Raw genomic sequence first — 13,786 nt, 5'->3', positions numbered from 1 at the left:
TCATGGACTCCGTCGGTCGACAGGCCGCGCCAGCCTGAGGATAGGCGAGCGCAGCGCGCAGCAGCGACGCCTCAGCGGCGGCCGCTCTCGAGCGTGGTCTTGGCGTCGAGCCGCTTCGCGGGCGGCGGCGTCAGGTCCGAGGCCGGCTGCGTGGCGCAGGCCGCGAGCGACAGGGCGAGGAAAGAGGCGAGGATGATCTGGCCGGCGCGCTGCATGGATCGTGACCTTTTGTTGCGAGGGCTGTTGCCTCGTCTTTCCGCCTGTGGAAGGAGCGCGTCAAGCGGATCTCGTCCGGCGCGCCATGACTGTGCGTCATGATGGAATTGGTCCAGTCTCGATCTGCGCCGGCGCTTCGCCGTCCTTGTTGTCCGGAAACGCCCACGCCATGACGCCCGCCGCCCGCATCAGCGCCGCCATCGAGGTGCTCGAGGATCTCATTCAGCGCCGCCGGCCGGCCGCCGATGCGCTCAAGGATTGGGGCCTGTCGCGCCGCTTCGCCGGCTCGAAGGATCGCGCGGCCATCGCCTCCCTGGTTTATGACGCGCTGCGCCGGAAGGCCTCCAGCGCTCATGTCATGGGCTCGGACACGCCCCGCGCGCTGATGCTCGGCATGCTGGCGCGCCAGCGCGGGCTCGATCTCGAACAGATCGCGGCACTCTTCACCGGCGAGCACCACGCGCCCGCGCCCCTGGAAAGCGAGGAGGTCGACCGGCTGGTCGTGCTCTCGCTCACCGACGCGCCCGACTGGGTGCGAGCCGACGTGCCCGAATGGCTCTGGCCGGGTTTCTCCGCAGCCTTCGGAGGCGACGCGATCGCCGAGGGCGAGGCCCTCGCAGGGCGCGCGCCCATCGATATCCGCGCAAACCGCCTGAAGATGACGCGCGAGGCGCTGGCGGGCGAGCTCGCCCACGCAAGCCCCGAGACCGGCGCCTGGTCGCCCGACGCGCTGCGCTTCCAGCCCGGCGTGGACGGGCGAGGGCCCTCGCTCCAGGCGGAGCCGTCCTTCTTCGCCGGTGGCTTCGAGATCCAGGACGAGGGCTCGCAGCTCGTCACCCTGCTGGCAGGAGCAAAGCCCGGCCAGACGGCGGTTGATCTCTGCGCCGGCGCCGGCGGCAAGACGCTGGCTCTGGCCGCCCTGATGGCCAATAGCGGCCGCTTGTTCGCGACCGATCTCGATGCGCGCCGGCTCGCCCCGCTGCATGAGCGCCTTGCCCGCTCCGGCGCCTCCAGCGTCGAGATCCGCATCCCGCGCTCGCGCGGCCACGAGCCGCTGGCCGAGATCGAGGGCCAGGCCGACCTCGTCCTGGTCGACGCCCCCTGCACCGGCTCGGGCACCTGGCGGCGCAATCCGGATGCGAAGTGGCGGGTGCGGCCGGGTGCGTTGGCCGAGCGCGTCAGGGACCAGGCCGAGGTGCTGGCGCGGGCCGCGAGGCTGGTGAAGCCGGGCGGGCGCATCGCTTACATCACCTGCTCGGTCCTGCCTGAGGAGAACGATGCGGCGATCGAAGCCTTCCTCGCCCGCAACCCGGGCTTCGCCGCCCTGGCGCCCGCCGAGATGCTGGTCTCGGAGCACGGCGATTTCAGCCTGCTCGCCCGTTTCGCGACGCGCCGTGGCCTGCAGCTCTCGCCCCGCCGCACCGGCACCGACGGCTTCTATCTGGCCTGCGTCCGGCGAGGGGACTGACGGCGCGCGACAGCCGTTGCGTGGCATCGCGCGATGGCTTAACCGGGCGCGATGACGAGCGCTCAGCCCCATCACGACTCCATCCTCATCATCGATTTCGGCTCGCAGGTGACGCAGCTGATCGCGCGGCGCATCCGCGAGATCGGCGTCTACTGCGAGATCGCGCCGTTCCAGTCGGCCTCGGAGGCGTTCCAGCGCCTGAAGCCCAAGGGCGTGATCTTCTCTGGCGGTCCGGCTTCGGTCCCTGAGGAGGGCTCGCCGCGCGCCCCGCAGGAAGTGTTCTCGACCGGGCTGCCCGTGCTCGGTATCTGCTACGGCCAGCAGACCATGGCGCATCAGCTCGGCGGCAAGGTCGAGAGCGGCCATGCCGCCGAATTCGGCCGTGCCGATGTCGAGATCGTCACGCCGTCGGCGCTGTTCGAGGGCATCTGGGAGGAGGGCGGTCGCTACCCCGTCTGGATGAGCCATGGCGACCGCGTCACGCAGCTGCCCGCCGGCTTCACCGTCAAGGCGACCTCCGAGAACGCGCCCTATGCGGTGGCGAGCGACGAGGCCCGGCGCTTCTACTCGACCATGTTCCACCCCGAGGTCGTGCACACGCCCGATGGCGGCAAGCTGCTGCGCAACTTCGTCGTCACCATCTGCGGCTGCACGCCGGACTGGAGCATGTCGGCCTATCGCGCCGAGATGCAGAAGAAGATCCGCGAACAGGTCGGCTCGGGCCGCGTCATCTGCGGGCTCTCCGGCGGCGTCGACTCCGCCGTCGCCGCGGTCCTGATCCATGAGGCGATCGGCGACCAGCTCACCTGCGTCTTCGTCGATCACGGGCTGATGCGGATGAACGAGGCGGAGGAGGTCGTCCGCCTGTTCCGCGACCACTACAACATCCCGCTCGTCCACGTCGAAGCCGAGGAGCTCTTCCTGTCGGAGCTCGCCAAATGCGGCGCCGATCCGGAAGCCAAGCGCAAGACCATCGGCCGGCTCTTCATCGACGTCTTCGATGCGGAAGCGGCCAAGATCGGCGGCGCCGATTTCCTCGCCCAGGGCACGCTCTATCCCGACGTGATCGAGAGCGTCTCCTTCTCGGGCGGCCCGTCGGTGACGATCAAGAGCCACCACAATGTCGGCGGCCTGCCCGAGCGGATGAAGATGAAGCTCGTCGAGCCGCTGCGCGAGCTGTTCAAGGACGAGGTGAGGGTGCTCGGCCGCGAACTCGGCCTGCCCGAGGCTTTTGTCGGCCGCCATCCCTTCCCGGGACCGGGTCTGGCGATCCGCTGCCCCGGCGAGATCACCCGCGAGAAGCTCGACATCCTGCGCAAGGCCGATGCGATCTATCTCGACGAGATCCGCAAGGCCGGCCTCTATGACGTGATCTGGCAGGCTTTTGCTGTGCTGCTGCCGGTGCGCACCGTCGGCGTGATGGGCGACCACCGCACCTATGACCATGTCTGCGCGCTGCGCGCCGTGACCTCGGTCGACGGCATGACCGCGGACTTCTACCCCTACGACATGGCCTTCCTCGGCCGCACGGCGACGCGCATCATCAACGAGGTCAAGGGCATCAACCGCGTCGTCTACGACATCACCAGCAAGCCGCCCGGCACGATCGAGTGGGAGTGATCTCGCGCGCTCACCGGGCCGCCGGAACCAGCCGGCCGGGAACAGCGCCATGATGAGCCTTCCCTTCTTCGGCCTGCTGGCCGGGTTCGGTTTCGTGATGGCGGGTCGGCGCAGCGCCGCGCTGCTGCTCTGGGCGGTCTCGATGGTCGTGATGCTGGTGCTGTTCCGGCTGCACGTCACCGATGCGCTGACGATCGTGCTGTGAGGCCGTGCTGATGAGCCCTTCACTGGCCCGTACGCTGAGCGCCTTCGGCCTGCTCGCGGTGAGCCTCGTGCTGATCGCCGCCTTCCTCGACCAGTTCGTGATGGGCGAACTGCCATGCCCGCTCTGCCTGCTGCAGCGCGTCGGCTTCATGGGGGCGGCGCTCGGGCTGGCGCTGAACGTCAAGTTCGGACCGCGCCCCGCGCATTACGCCGTGACCATCCTCTCCGCCTGCTTCGGTGGTATGGTCTCGATCCGCCAGATCCTCGGCCACATCGTGCCGGGCACCGGCACCTATGGCAGCGCCATCCTCGGCCTGCACTTCTACAGCTGGGCGCTGCTGGTCTTCGGCGCCATCGTGCTGGGCTGCACGGCGCTGCTGTTCTTCGAGCGCCAGTTCGAGCGTGCCGACCCAGTCCCCTTGCGCGCCACGATGGTCGGAAGCGCCATGGTCGCTCTCGCGGCGGCGCTGGCTTTGGCGAACGGCGTCTCGACCGTGCTGGAATGCGGCGCCGGCCTCTGCCCCGATAACCCGGTGGCTTACGAATGGCTGCAGGGTTTGAAGCGCCCCTGATCGATCCCGCTTGCCAAACGGCGCGCCCGGCGGCAATGACTGCGGCAGGGAAGGGTGGCCGAGTGGTTTAAGGCAGCGGTCTTGAAAACCGCCGTGGGTGCAAGCCCACCGTGGGTTCGAATCCCACCCCTTCCGCCAAGCCAGTCCCCAGCTCGCACTGGCCGTTGTTCATCATATCGGTGGTTTCTCGACCGGCTCAGCTGAAGCGGACTGGGCTGTTCTCGGCCGTGTCCTCAGGACCACGCCGGCCATCAAAGATGGCCGCGCTGTGGAACGGGTTGACAGATGCCGCATTTCCGACACCTTTGTGCCCGCTCAAGGGCGGACGGAGAGACCCCGTCGATGCCGGCGCGACTCGTTGCCCGGTGTTAACGGCCCCTTAACGTGATTGACCGAAAACTTCGGCTTCGCCGCTGTTGCGGCTTGGCCGGCCTGCTGGTTTTCGGCGCAGAAAGCGGAACGACTTCATGACGCGAAGCGCGCGCTCCTCGGCCCCGGACATGAACTCCGCCGCAGCCGATCAGGGCTCCGCTCCGTCCCAGGTCCCGCTTACGGGCCGCGCGCTGCGCCTCGGCTGCGTTGCGCTCGCCGGCCTCTTCCTCGCCAACTGCGCCAACGATCAGGTTGCCCGTCGCGGCAAGTCCAAGGAAATCGGCGCCTTCCCGCAATCGAAATACGGCCCGGCCAGCCCGCGTGTCGTCGCCGACGGCGAAGACGTGCCGAAGGGCGGCGGACGCCAGATGATCGGCAAGACCTATTCCGTCGCCGGCAAGCGCTACACCCCCTACGACAAGCCCGTCGGCTACACCGCAGTCGGTACCGCCTCCTGGTATGGCGAGGCCTTCCACGGCCGCCGCACCGCCAATGGCGAGGTCTATGACCGCCACGGCATCAGCGCCGCCCATCCGACGATGCCGCTGCCGGCCTATGCCCGTGTTACCAATACGCTCAACAACCGCTCGATCATCGTGCGCGTGAACGATCGTGGCCCCTATCACGGCGGCCGCCTGATGGACGTGTCGCAGAAGACGGCCGAGGCACTCGCCTTCCGCCATCTCGGCACGGCGCGGATCAAGCTCGAATATCTCGGCCAGGCTTCGCTGGCCGGCTCTGACGACAAGCTGCTGCTGGCCACGCTGCGCACGGACGGCCAGCCGGCCGCAATCCCGGGCACCAGCGCCCGCACCATGGTCGCGAGCGCGACGCCGGTCGCCAGTGCCCGCTCGCAGAGCGCCGATCTCGAGGACGGCCAGCCCGAGCCGGCACCGGCTCCCGCTCCGGTGGCGCGCGCCTATGCGCCGGCCGCGCCGGTTTCGCAGGGCTTCTCGACCGCCTCCGAGCCCTCGCGTCCTGTGCCCCAGACGGTCTCGACCGTCAGCACGGAGCCCGTGGGCGGCGTGCCGGTGCGTGGCGTCAAGCTGCCGCCCAGCCGTCCCTTCGATCTCGACACCATCGCCAATGCCGCCACGCCCGTGACGGTGCCTGCCGCAATCCGCACGACGCTCCCGCCCAGCCGCTCCACGGTGGCGAGCCTGTTCGCGGCCCCCGACCGCGCGCCGACCGAGCGCTTCGCCGCGTCGCATCCGCTGAACCGCGCCCTCGTCCCGCAGAATCTGCAGCCGCTCTCCAGCCGCTGAGCGGGCCTTGACCGGGCGCCCCCGGCTCTGCTTCAGATCGGGCATGACGATGTCCGGCAGCAGCAGGGAAGGGGCTTCGGCCCATAGGCAGACCCGCACGGCCCCCGCACGGTGGCTTCGGCTCGCCGCTGGCGCCTTCTTGAGCCTCGCCGCGACGCTTCCGGCCGCCTGGGCACAGTCATTCCAGTCCGCCGCGCCCTATGCGGTGCTGCTCGATTCAGCCAGCGGCACCGTTCTCTACGAGAAGGCCGCCGACGAGCTGATGGCGCCGGCCAGCATCGCCAAGATCGCGACCGCCCTCGTCGCCTTCCAGGAGATCGCCCAGGGACGGCTGACGCTGGACAGCGAGATCGCCATCTCCGAGAACGCCTGGCGCAAGGGCGGCGGCGTGTCCGGCGGCTCGACCATGTTCGCCCAGCTCAACAGCCGGGTGAAACTCTCCGACATTCTCCACGGCATCATCGTCCAGTCCGGCAACGATGCCTCGATCGCGCTCGCAGAGGCGGTGGCCGGCGATGAGGCGACCTTCGCGCGCATCATGACGGAACGGATGCGCGGGCTCGGCTTCACCCGCTCGGTCTTCCGCAACGCCACCGGCATGGGCGACCCGCAGCAGAAGGTCACGGCCCGCGAGATGGCCCTGCTCGCCGACCACATCGTCAAGACCTATCCCGATCACTACCGCATCTTCGGCCAGCGCGAATTCACCTGGAACAAGATCAAGCAGCAGAACCGCAACCCGCTGCTGACGATGGATATCGGCGCGGACGGGCTGAAGACCGGCAATATCGACGAATCCGGCTACGGCCTCGTCGGCTCCGCCGTTCAGAACGGCCAGCGGCTGATCGTCGTGGTCAACGGGCTCAAGACCGGACGCGACCGCGCCAGCGAAGCGCGCAAGCTGCTGGAGTGGGGTTTCCGTGCCTTCGAGGCGCGTCGCATCTTCGAGGCCGGCGAGATCGTCGGTGAGGCGAGCGTCTTCGGAGGCGAGAAGGGCCGCGTCGCCCTCAAGGCCAAGGGGCCGGTCAGCCTGCTGCTTCCGCGCGGCAGCAGCGAGCGGCTGACCGCGCGCATCGTCTATCGCGGGCCGCTGACGGTCCCCGTGCAGGAGGGCGCCGAGGTCGCACGGCTGCTCGTGACCCGCGGCGAGGTCAAGACGCTCGACATCCCGCTCTACGCCGCCGAGAGCATCCAGCCCGGCACACTGCAAAGCCGGGCGCTCGACGCGCTGATGGAGGCAGCCACCGGCTGGGTCCGCAAGGCGATGGGCCGCAGTTGAAGCCCGGTCCGGCAGCGGGGCGCTTCATCACGCTGGAAGGCGGGGAGGGCGCCGGCAAATCGACGCTGGCGCGCGCGCTCAAGGAGCGCGTCGAGGCGCTGGGACTGCGGGTCACGCTGACGCGCGAACCGGGAGGCTCGCCAAAGGCGGAGGCGATCCGCGAGGTCATCCTCTCGGGCGGCGTCCGCCAGCACGGCCCCTTCGTCGAGGCGCTGATGTTCTCGGCCGCGCGCATCGACCATATCGACCGCCTGATCCGGCCATCGCTCGCCAAGGGCGACTGGGTCATCTGCGACCGTTTCATCGATTCGACGCGGGCCTATCAGGGCACGCTGGGAAAGGTCGACGCCGCCTTGCTGGCGGAGCTTGAGGCGGTCACCATCGACGGGCTGGTTCCCGACCTGACCCTGATCCTCGACCTCGATCCCGCGATCGGGCTGGCCCGCGCCGCACGCCGCCGCGCGCCCGACGAGGCCGTCGACCGCTTCGAGGGCGAGGCGCTGGCCTTTCACCGCACCCTGCGGCAGGCCTATCTCAACATCGCAGCCGCCGAGCCGCAGCGCTGCGTCGTGCTCGACGGGGCGCTGCCGCCGGCCGCCCTGGCGCAGTCCGCCTGGACGGCGATCCGCGAGCGACTGCCGGCCCCGCAGCCCGCCTGAGCGGACCCGCTTGCCCTGCCGCGCGCGGCGGACCACAAGGCAGGGCGCCTGCGACCGAGGACCGACCATGCTGCCCACCACCGACGAACCGGACCGGCTCCCCAGCGCCCCGCATCCGCGCGAGACGCTGGCGCTGATCGGTCACGAGGCGCAGGAGCGGGCCTTCCTCGCGGCGCTGGCCTCGGGGCGCATGCATCACGGCTGGCTGCTCGGCGGGCCGGAGGGCATCGGCAAGGCGAGCTTCGCCTATCGCGCCGCCCGCTTCGTCCTGGCCGCGGGTGACCCGGCCGGCCGCGCCGCCGGCGCGACCTCGCTCGCCATGCCCGAGAACGACCCGGCCACGCGCCGGATCATGGCGCAGTCCCATCCCGACCTGCATCTGCTGCGCCGCATCCCGAAGCCGGACGGCAAGAGCTACACCAGCAACATTCCCGTCGACGCCGTCCGCCGCGTGCTCGACCGTTTCGGCGCCAGCGCGGCCGAGGGCGGCTGGCGCGTCTGCATCGTCGACTCGGCCGAGGAGATGGACCGCTCGGCCGCCAACGCCCTTCTGAAGCTGCTCGAGGAGCCACCGCCGCGCGCGTTGTTCCTGATCGTCGCCCATGCGCCAGGACGGATGCTGCCGACGATCCGCTCGCGCTGCCGGCTGATGACCTTCGCCGCGCTGGAGGAGGCGCAGGTGGCGCAGGCCGGCGAGACGGCGCTGGAGCGGATGGGCGGGCCCTTCGACCCGTCTGCCGTCCGTCGCGCCGCCCATCTCGCGGACGGCTCGGTGCGACGCGCCCTGACCTATGTCGACCCCGAGACGCTGGCGCTGGTCGAGGCGGTGCGGGCGCGGCTCGACGCGCTGCCGCGGCTCGACCTGCCGGCGTTGATGGCGCTGGCCGAGGACGTCGCAGGCAAGGCCGGCGAGGGCGACTTCGCCGTAATGGTCGAGACCGTGCAGAGTTGGCTCTCGGACCATCTCCACGCGCATGCTGCAGCGCAACCGGCGCGTCTTGCACCGCTGGCAGAGGTATGGGACAAGCTGGGGGCAGCGGCCCGCGACGTCGAAACCTACAATCTCGACCGCCGCCCGCTGGTGATGACCCTGTTTCATGATCTGTCGGATGCGGTTGCCCGCTCGCGCGCAGCGTGAAGCGAACCTCCGGATCGACGATGGCGACCGCCCCGAAATTCTACCTGACGACCGCGATCCACTACACCAACGGGCCGCCGCATATCGGCCACGCCTATGAGATGGTGGCGTCCGACGCGATCGCGCGCTTCAAGCGCCTCGACGGCTACGACGTCTTCGCCATGACCGGCACCGACGAGCACGGCCAGAAGGTCCAGCGCACCGCCTCCCAGAACGGCCAGTCGCCGAAGGACTTCGTCGACGGCATCGCCGGCCGTTTCCAGCAGATGGAAGAGCGGCTGGGCTGTTCCTTCGACCGTTTCATCCGCACCACCGACGCCGATCACCTGCCCTCGACGCAGGAGCTGTGGCGCCGGATGGAGGCCAATGGCGACATCTACCTGTCGAAATATGCCGGCTGGTACTCGATCCGCGACGAGGCCTTCTATGCCGAGGAGGAGACGACGCTCCTCGCTGACGGCACGCGGCTGGGCGGGCAGGGGACGCCGGTCGAATGGGTCGAGGAGGAGAGCTATTTCTTCCGGCTCAAGGCCTATCAGGAGCGTCTGCTGAAGCTCTACGAGGAGGTGCCGGACTTCGTCTCGCCGCCCACCCGCCGCAACGAGATCGTGTCCTTCGTCAAGGCCGGGCTCGAGGATCTCTCGATCAGCCGCACGACCTTCGACTGGGGGCTGCCGGTCCCGGGCGACCCGAAGCATGTGATGTATGTCTGGGTCGATGCGCTCAACAACTACGTCACCGGCACGGGCTTTCCCGATCCGCAGAACCCGCGCGCACATTACTGGCCGGCCGATGTCCACATCATCGGCAAGGACATCGTCCGCTTCCACACGGTCTATTGGCCCGCCTTTCTGATGTCGGCCGGGCTGCCCTTGCCCAAGCGCGTCTTCGGCCATGGCTTCCTGCTCTCCAAGGGCGAGAAGATGTCGAAGTCGCTCGGCAATGTCGTCGACCCCTTTGGGCTCGCGGATGCCTATGGCGTCGATCAGCTGCGCTATTTCTTCCTGCGCGAGGTCTCCTTCGGCCAGGACGGCAACTACAGCCATGACGCCATCGTCGGGCGGATCAATGCCGATCTCGCCAATGACCTCGGCAATCTGGCGCAGCGCTCGCTGTCGATGATCGCCAAGAACTGCGAGGGCAGGGTGCCGTCCTGCGGCGCGCTGACGGAGGCCGACCAGGCCATGCTGGCGCTGGCCGACGGCGCGCTGACCAAGGCGCGCGAGGCGATGACGGACTTTGCGCTGCATGTCGTGCTGTCGGAGATCTGGGCGGTGGTGGCGGAGGCCAACCGCTATTTCGCCTCCAACGAACCCTGGCGCCTGTCCAAGACCGAACCCGAGCGGCGTGACACGGTGCTCTATGTCACCGCCGAGGTGATCCGGCAGGTCGCGATCCTGGTCCAGCCAGTGATGCCGTCGTCGATGGCCAAGCTGCTCGACCTGCTGGGCGTCCCGGCCGGGAAGCGCGATTTCGCGGCGCTGGGCGAGGGCGGCCGCCTGGCCTCCGGCACGGCCCTGCCGGCACCGAGCGGCATCTTTCCGCGTTATGTCGAGCCCGAAGGCGGCGAGGCTGCCTGATGCTGATCGACACGCACTGCCATCTCGACTTCCCGGATTTCGCCGAGGAACTCGACGCCTACGTCGCCCGCGCCGAAGCGGCCGGCGTCGGCCGCATGGTGACGATCTCGACGCGGGTGGTGCGGTTTCCCGCCTATGCGGCGATCGCCGAGCGCTTTGCCTCCGTCTGGTGCAGCGTCGGCACGCATCCCCATGGTGCGCATGAGGAATTGGACGTCACGGCCGAGCAGCTCGTGGCGCTCTCGGCCCATCCGCGCTGCGTCGCCATCGGCGAAGCGGGGCTCGACTATCACTACAACAAGAGCCCGCGCGAGGCACAGGCCCAGGGGTTGCGCGTCCACATCGCCGCCGCCCGCATCACCCAGCTGCCGCTCGTCATCCATGCCCGCCAGGCCGATGACGACATGATCGCGATCCTGCGCGAGGAGATGGGGAAGGGCGCCTTCCCCGCGATCCTGCACTGCTTCACCGCCGGCGAAGCGCTGGCGATGACCGGGGTCGAGCTCGGCCTCTATGTCTCCTTCTCGGGCATCCTGACCTTCAAGACCTCCGAGGAGCTGCGCCGCATCGCCCGGCTGGTCCCGCGCGAGCGCCTGCTCGTCGAGACCGACGCGCCCTATCTCGCCCCCGTCCCGTTCAGGGGCAAGCGGAACGAGCCGGCTTATGTCGTTGAGACAGCAAAGGTTCTCGGCGATACGCTCGGGCTCTCGTTAGCCGAGGTCGCGGCCCTGACAACGGCCAATGCCCGACGCTGCTATTGGAAGATGGACCACGCAGCGCCGCTCGCGCAGGTCGCCTGAGGACGCCGCGATGAGCCAGACAGTCACGATCCTCGGCTGCGGCTCATCCGGTGGCGTGCCGCGTCCGGCTCTCGGCTGGGGCGACTGCGACCCGACAGAGCCGAAGAACCGCCGGCGCCGCTGTTCGATCCTGGTCGAACGCGACGGCCCGACTGGAACGACCCGGCTGCTCGTCGACACCTCGCCGGATCTGCGCGAGCAGTTGCTGGACGCCGGCGTCGCCCATCTCGACGCTGTGCTGTTCAGCCACGACCATGCCGACCACACCCACGGCATCGACGACCTGCGCGCACTCGTCCTGCACAACCGCAAGCGCATCACCGTCCATGCCGATGCCCGGACGCAGACCTCGCTGACGCGCCGCTTCGGCTATCTGTTCGAGACGCCGCCCGGCAGCGCCTATCCGGCGATCCTGGACCTGCAAACGCTTCGGGCCGGCACCACGCTGGCGGTCGTCGGCGCCGGCGGCGCCATCGAGGCGCTGCCCATGGCCGTCGAACACGGGCCGAACTACGAGGCGCTGGGCTTCCGCTTTGACGGTCTCGGCTATGTGCCCGATGTCAGCCTGCTGCCACCGACGGCCAAGGCGGCGCTGGCCGGGCTCGATCTGCTGATCCTGGATTGCCTTCGCGAGACACCGCATCCGAGCCATTTCAGCCTCAGCGATGCGCTGACGACGATTGCGGAGCTGAAGCCGCGACGCACCGTCCTGACCAATCTCCATGCCGATCTCGATTACAACCGTCTTCGCAACAGGTTGGAGCCCGGCATTGATGTGGCTTTCGATGGCATGAGGATCAGCGTCTAGCGCACGCTTCGACGAACTGAGCCCACTCCGGCATCGGTTTTAGTTCCATAATATGCCTTATGCGAATCGGAAATGGAAGCTAGCGAGTGCGTCCCCGGACCGCTCCCTCTTCCGACGACCGCTGGTCTACTCGCACCGTCGATAGGCGAAGTAGCGCCCTTCCGGAACGCCCTCGGGCAACGCCAGCGCATCCAGCAGCGGATGCTCGATCGGCCAGCCGCTGACGACCAGAGCACCGGGCGCCGCCAGCTCGACGACATGCGCCGGCAGCCAGGCGAACAGCACGCGGTCCCGCTCGGGCACGCCCGTCGTCACATCGACATGGATCAGCGCGGCGCAGCGGCCATGGCGCGTGGCGAAGGCCGGCAGCGTCTGCGCCATGTCGCCCGCGACGAGCCTGTCGGCCGGCGGCATCGAGGCTGGGTTTGGATGGACGTCGCGCTCGAAGACATGGATCTCGCGCTCCGGCAGCCGCTCGCGCAGATGGTCGTAGGTCCGGCCATTGCCGAGGCCGAGTTCCAGGACGAGCCCCTCCCGCCCGGCGATGGCAGCCGCCGCCCAGTCCAGCATGCGGCGCTGCGCCTCGAGGCGGCGGATGAAGCTGTCGAGGCGGCTCATGCGAGGCTCCGGTCCGGACGGCCTGCGCGCCTGCCCGCCATCCCACATAGCAGCGTCGCGGCGCAGGCCGATAGCCCGGCCATCGACGGGCTTGTCAGCGCCCGCGCCCGATGGCCTTATCGGGAACGATCCAATCGTCCGCCCGCATGCGCGGGCGTGCAGCGGCCACCAAGAGCCGTTTTCATATCTCCAGGGAGGTTTCCGTCTACATGATCCCATCACGTGCTTTCGTCACGCTCACCGCCGCGGCCGGGCTCTGCCTCATCGCCGCTGCAACCGCCCAGGCCCAGGCCTGGCCGCAGCGGCCGATCACCTTCATCGTGCCGTTCCCGGCGGGTGGCGGCACCGACGCCTTCGCCAGGCCCCTCGCCGCCCAGCTCGACCAGCAGCTCGGCCAGCGCATCATCATCGAGAATCGCGGCGGTGCCGGTGGCACGGTCGGCGCCTCGGCGGCTTCGAAGATGGCGCCGGACGGCTACGGCTTCTTCGTCGGCGCGGCCCATCATGCCATCGCGCCCGCGCTCTATCCGAAGCTCGACTACAACATCCAGACCGACTTCATCCCGATCGCGGTGATCGCCCAGCCGCCGCAGGTCATCGTTGTGCATCCCAAAGTGCAGGCCAAGACGGTGGCCGAGCTGATCGCCTTCGCCAAGGCGAACCCCGACAAGCTGAACTACGCCTCGGCCGGCAATGGCACGACGCATCATCTCGCCGGCGAGCTGTTCAAGCTCCAGACCAAGACGAACCTCACCCATGTGCCCTATCGCGGCGCCGGCCCGGCGCTGCAGGACATCGTCGCCGGGCAGGTCGATGTGCTGTTCGACGGCCTCGGCTCGTCGGCGCCGCAGATCCAGAGCGGGCGCCTGCGCGGCCTCGCCGTCGCCGCAGCGACCCGGTCGGACGCCATCCCGGACGTCCCGACGGCCAAGGAAGCCGGTCTGGAAGGCTACGAGGTCGCGACCTGGTATGCACTCTGGGCGCCCAAGGGCACGCCGCCCGAGATCGTCACCCGCATGCGCGCGGAGATCGCCAAGGCGCTCGCTGCTCCCGCCATCGCCGATGCCTGGAAGAAAAACGGTTCGCCGATCCCCACGCTCGCGGGCGACGAGTTCGGCAAGTTCCTGACCGCCGAGATCGCGCGCTGGGGCAAGGTCGTGACGGAGGCTCAGGTCAAGCTGGAGTGA

The 13,786-nt window shown here is 69.1% G+C and carries 14 protein-coding genes and 1 tRNA gene; 13 read left to right on the top strand and 2 right to left on the bottom strand.

Going from position 1 to position 13,786, the window contains the following annotated elements; all coding sequences use genetic code 11:
* Positions 1 to 71 precede the first annotated feature (71 nt).
* Positions 72 to 215: a hypothetical protein gene (locus ABIE41_RS16000; protein ID WP_192641314.1), complete on the bottom strand. Its 144-nt coding sequence runs from the start codon at positions 213 to 215 to the stop codon at positions 72 to 74.
* Between the two features lie 170 nt (positions 216 to 385).
* Here ABIE41_RS16000 and ABIE41_RS15995 point away from each other — a divergent pair, with 170 nt between their 5' ends.
* The 12 genes from ABIE41_RS15995 to ABIE41_RS15940 all read left to right on the top strand — a co-directional run bounded on the left by ABIE41_RS15995 (position 386) and on the right by ABIE41_RS15940 (position 11,981).
* Positions 386 to 1,684 (top strand): RsmB/NOP family class I SAM-dependent RNA methyltransferase, encoded by a 1,299-nt coding sequence (locus ABIE41_RS15995; protein ID WP_192641313.1) that lies wholly within the window; start codon positions 386 to 388, stop codon positions 1,682 to 1,684.
* A 51-nt stretch (positions 1,685 to 1,735) separates the two neighbouring features.
* The gene (gene guaA, locus ABIE41_RS15990; protein WP_192641312.1) at positions 1,736 to 3,304 is read left to right on the top strand and encodes a glutamine-hydrolyzing GMP synthase; all 1,569 of its coding nucleotides are present in this window, start codon (positions 1,736 to 1,738) and stop codon (positions 3,302 to 3,304) included.
* A 49-nt stretch (positions 3,305 to 3,353) separates the two neighbouring features.
* Positions 3,354 to 3,509, top strand: coding sequence for a DUF5993 family protein (locus ABIE41_RS15985; protein WP_192641311.1), 156 nt, complete (start codon positions 3,354 to 3,356; stop codon positions 3,507 to 3,509).
* A 10-nt stretch (positions 3,510 to 3,519) separates the two neighbouring features.
* Positions 3,520 to 4,080 carry a disulfide bond formation protein B gene (locus tag ABIE41_RS15980; protein ID WP_192641310.1) on the top strand — a complete coding sequence of 187 codons (561 nt, stop codon included), beginning with the start codon at positions 3,520 to 3,522 and terminating at the stop codon, positions 4,078 to 4,080.
* Between the two features lie 48 nt (positions 4,081 to 4,128).
* Positions 4,129 to 4,218: transfer RNA gene (locus tag ABIE41_RS15975), tRNA-Ser, on the top strand.
* 329 nt (positions 4,219 to 4,547) lie between these two features.
* The gene (locus ABIE41_RS15970; RefSeq protein ID WP_354192487.1) at positions 4,548 to 5,717 is read left to right on the top strand and encodes a septal ring lytic transglycosylase RlpA family protein; all 1,170 of its coding nucleotides are present in this window, start codon (positions 4,548 to 4,550) and stop codon (positions 5,715 to 5,717) included.
* A gap of 139 nt (positions 5,718 to 5,856) precedes the next feature.
* Entirely contained in the window at positions 5,857 to 6,996 is a 1,140-nt protein-coding gene (locus ABIE41_RS15965; RefSeq protein WP_354192485.1) for a D-alanyl-D-alanine carboxypeptidase family protein, read from the top strand.
* Positions 6,993 to 7,655 carry a dTMP kinase gene (gene tmk, locus ABIE41_RS15960; RefSeq protein WP_192641309.1) on the top strand — a complete coding sequence of 221 codons (663 nt, stop codon included), beginning with the start codon at positions 6,993 to 6,995 and terminating at the stop codon, positions 7,653 to 7,655. The genes ABIE41_RS15965 and tmk overlap by 4 nt, the downstream gene beginning before the upstream one ends.
* A gap of 67 nt (positions 7,656 to 7,722) precedes the next feature.
* Positions 7,723 to 8,793: a DNA polymerase III subunit delta' gene (locus ABIE41_RS15955; RefSeq protein ID WP_192641308.1), complete on the top strand. Its 1,071-nt coding sequence runs from the start codon at positions 7,723 to 7,725 to the stop codon at positions 8,791 to 8,793.
* Positions 8,794 to 8,813: 20 nt separating this feature from the next.
* The gene (gene metG, locus ABIE41_RS15950) at positions 8,814 to 10,373 is read left to right on the top strand and encodes a methionine--tRNA ligase (RefSeq protein ID WP_192641307.1); all 1,560 of its coding nucleotides are present in this window, start codon (positions 8,814 to 8,816) and stop codon (positions 10,371 to 10,373) included.
* Positions 10,373 to 11,173, top strand: coding sequence for a TatD family hydrolase (locus ABIE41_RS15945; RefSeq protein WP_192641306.1), 801 nt, complete (start codon positions 10,373 to 10,375; stop codon positions 11,171 to 11,173). The genes metG and ABIE41_RS15945 overlap by 1 nt, the downstream gene beginning before the upstream one ends.
* A gap of 10 nt (positions 11,174 to 11,183) precedes the next feature.
* Positions 11,184 to 11,981 (top strand): MBL fold metallo-hydrolase, encoded by a 798-nt coding sequence (locus tag ABIE41_RS15940; protein WP_192641305.1) that lies wholly within the window; start codon positions 11,184 to 11,186, stop codon positions 11,979 to 11,981.
* Between the two features lie 126 nt (positions 11,982 to 12,107).
* Here the strand turns inward: ABIE41_RS15940 and ABIE41_RS15935 are convergent, their stop codons facing one another.
* Positions 12,108 to 12,599, bottom strand: coding sequence for a class I SAM-dependent methyltransferase (locus tag ABIE41_RS15935; protein ID WP_192641304.1), 492 nt, complete (start codon positions 12,597 to 12,599; stop codon positions 12,108 to 12,110).
* A gap of 209 nt (positions 12,600 to 12,808) precedes the next feature.
* On the opposite strand from ABIE41_RS15935, the gene ABIE41_RS15930 reads away from it, so the two are divergent.
* Entirely contained in the window at positions 12,809 to 13,786 is a 978-nt protein-coding gene (locus ABIE41_RS15930) for a Bug family tripartite tricarboxylate transporter substrate binding protein (RefSeq protein WP_192641303.1), read from the top strand.

It is taken from the genome of Bosea sp. OAE506 (genome assembly GCF_040546595.1).
GTDB lineage: Bacteria > Pseudomonadota > Alphaproteobacteria > Rhizobiales > Beijerinckiaceae > Allobosea.
Note: the sequence above shows the minus strand (reverse complement) of the source record. Positions and strands in the feature narration are given on the sequence as shown.

Coding starts and splice junctions, on each gene's coding strand:
- ABIE41_RS16000 (WP_192641314.1), bottom strand. CDS start 215: ATGCAGCGCGCCGGCCAGATCATCCTCGCCTCTTTCCTCGCCCTGTCG.
- ABIE41_RS15995 (WP_192641313.1), top strand. CDS start 386: ATGACGCCCGCCGCCCGCATCAGCGCCGCCATCGAGGTGCTCGAGGAT.
- guaA (WP_192641312.1), top strand. CDS start 1,736: ATGACGAGCGCTCAGCCCCATCACGACTCCATCCTCATCATCGATTTC.
- ABIE41_RS15985 (WP_192641311.1), top strand. CDS start 3,354: ATGATGAGCCTTCCCTTCTTCGGCCTGCTGGCCGGGTTCGGTTTCGTG.
- ABIE41_RS15980 (WP_192641310.1), top strand. CDS start 3,520: ATGAGCCCTTCACTGGCCCGTACGCTGAGCGCCTTCGGCCTGCTCGCG.
- ABIE41_RS15970 (WP_354192487.1), top strand. CDS start 4,548: ATGACGCGAAGCGCGCGCTCCTCGGCCCCGGACATGAACTCCGCCGCA.
- ABIE41_RS15955 (WP_192641308.1), top strand. CDS start 7,723: ATGCTGCCCACCACCGACGAACCGGACCGGCTCCCCAGCGCCCCGCAT.
- metG (WP_192641307.1), top strand. CDS start 8,814: ATGGCGACCGCCCCGAAATTCTACCTGACGACCGCGATCCACTACACC.
- ABIE41_RS15945 (WP_192641306.1), top strand. CDS start 10,373: ATGCTGATCGACACGCACTGCCATCTCGACTTCCCGGATTTCGCCGAG.
- ABIE41_RS15940 (WP_192641305.1), top strand. CDS start 11,184: ATGAGCCAGACAGTCACGATCCTCGGCTGCGGCTCATCCGGTGGCGTG.
- ABIE41_RS15935 (WP_192641304.1), bottom strand. CDS start 12,599: ATGAGCCGCCTCGACAGCTTCATCCGCCGCCTCGAGGCGCAGCGCCGC.
- ABIE41_RS15930 (WP_192641303.1), top strand. CDS start 12,809: ATGATCCCATCACGTGCTTTCGTCACGCTCACCGCCGCGGCCGGGCTC.